At 69.6% G+C, this 1,607-nt stretch carries 2 protein-coding genes; one reads left to right on the top strand and one right to left on the bottom strand.

Translation table 11 applies throughout. The features are described 5' to 3' along the window. Positions 1-450: HAMP domain-containing protein (locus IH00_RS0136545; protein ID WP_031080832.1), on the bottom strand; the 450-nt coding region annotated here is incomplete at its 3' end. A gap of 386 nt (positions 451-836) precedes the next feature. On the opposite strand from IH00_RS0136545, the gene IH00_RS39395 reads away from it, so the two are divergent. Beyond that, a complete protein-coding gene (locus IH00_RS39395) occupies positions 837-1,316 on the top strand; it encodes a MarR family winged helix-turn-helix transcriptional regulator (RefSeq protein WP_052411927.1) in 480 nt (159 codons plus the stop codon). Positions 1,317-1,607: the final 291 nt, after the last annotated feature.

The following is a 1,607-nucleotide window of genomic DNA, read 5'->3' as shown; positions in this document are numbered from 1 at the left end:
CTCCAGGATCTCGCCGCGGGCGTCCACGTCGATCTTCTGCGACAGGTCGCCCTTGGCCACTGCCGTCGCGACCTGGGCGATGTCCCGGACCTGCGTGGTCAGGTTGCCCGCCATGGCGTTCACCGAGTCGGTCAGGTCCGCCCACGTACCGGAGACCCCGGGAACGACGGCCTGGCCTCCCAGGGTCCCTTCGGTACCGACCTCGCGGGCCACCCGGGTCACCTCGGAGGTGAACAGCGACAGCTGATCGACCATGCCGTTGAAGACCGTGGCGATCTCCCCGATCAGCCCGTCGCCCTCGTCCGGCAGCCTGGTGCCGAAGTCCCCGTCCCGTACGGCCGTGAGCCCGGCCAGCAGCTGGCGCAGCTCCGACTCGCCCACTTTGCCGCCCCCGCGCGAGGACCGCGACCGCGGCACGGAGCGCGCTTCTTCGACCGCAGCCTCAGCCATGACCAACCTCGTTCCGTCAGATGCCGTGAAGAGAGTGAGAACGGCTTCGGTCCGCCCGGTCTGTCCTGTCGGGGGGACCATGCCATCTTTTTACACTTAAATCGTTGCCGTACGACAAATATTTCGAAGGTTATCCCACACGCCGAGCGGAGAGCAATCGGGCGCTTGGTACCGGTTCGCACCCCTCCCCGGGGCGGACCATGACGCGGACGTGCCTGGAAGACGGAACGGGAGAAAGGGCGGCGACCTCGCTGTCCAAGCCGTCCACCCGAAAAACAGTTGCCGTCCGGCAATTGTATGGCCGCGGGAGACGCGGTATGCCGCTGTGGACGGGTACCAGCCGAGAGGCACGACCACAGCCCCCATGCGAACCCGAGCGGTGGACCATGAGTGACAGTGAGAGCAGGACCATCCTGGGCCCGGCGGAAGCCGAGGCGCACGCCGACGCCAGGACGGCCGCCGCGGCCCTCGTGGCGCTCTGGGAGTACGCCGATCTCCACGCTCCCGGACCCCTGCCCCATCTGACGCTGCGCGCCCTCAGCGCCGTCCACCGGTCCACCACCCTCGGCCCGGCCGAACTGGGCAAGGCGCTCGACATCACGCCGGCTTCGGCCAGCCGCCTGTGCGGGCGGCTCGAAAGGGCGGGATGGCTGACCCGGCGCTCGCACGCGGACGATCGCCGGAGGACGGTGCTGGAGATCACAGCGAGGGGTGCCGAGGAGATGGAACGGATGCGCGCCCGGTGCGTGAACGCCATGGCGGCCGCCCTGCCGCGGTCGGCCGCCCGGCTGCGGGCCGTCGAGACCGCGTGCGACATCGCCCGGACGCTGCTGCGCCGGGCGGTGTGCCCGGACAGGGAGGACTGAGGCGGTGGCGGTGACGATGTCGGCGGGACGTCCGGTGCGGCCGGAGGTCCTTTCCCCACGGAAACTGTTGTCGTTTGACAACTGTGTGCCCGAGGAAACACCCTTGCGTCGTGCGAGTTCGTTGCGTGCCCCCCTGCGGTCCCACGCTCAAGAGCAATGGCAGGTGAACGGTGAAGCGGACGACAGGCCGGCCCCCCATGGCGGTCAGGCGGACTCCGCTGCACCACCAGCCGCAGCGTCAGCCTGCTGCGTGGTGTCCGCGACCGCGAGGCGGAAGCTGCTCAGTCCCGC

The sequence above is a fragment of the Streptomyces sp. NRRL S-118 genome (genome assembly GCF_000716335.1).
Classification (GTDB): domain Bacteria; phylum Actinomycetota; class Actinomycetes; order Streptomycetales; family Streptomycetaceae; genus Streptomyces.
Note: the sequence above shows the minus strand (reverse complement) of the source record. Positions and strands in the feature narration are given on the sequence as shown.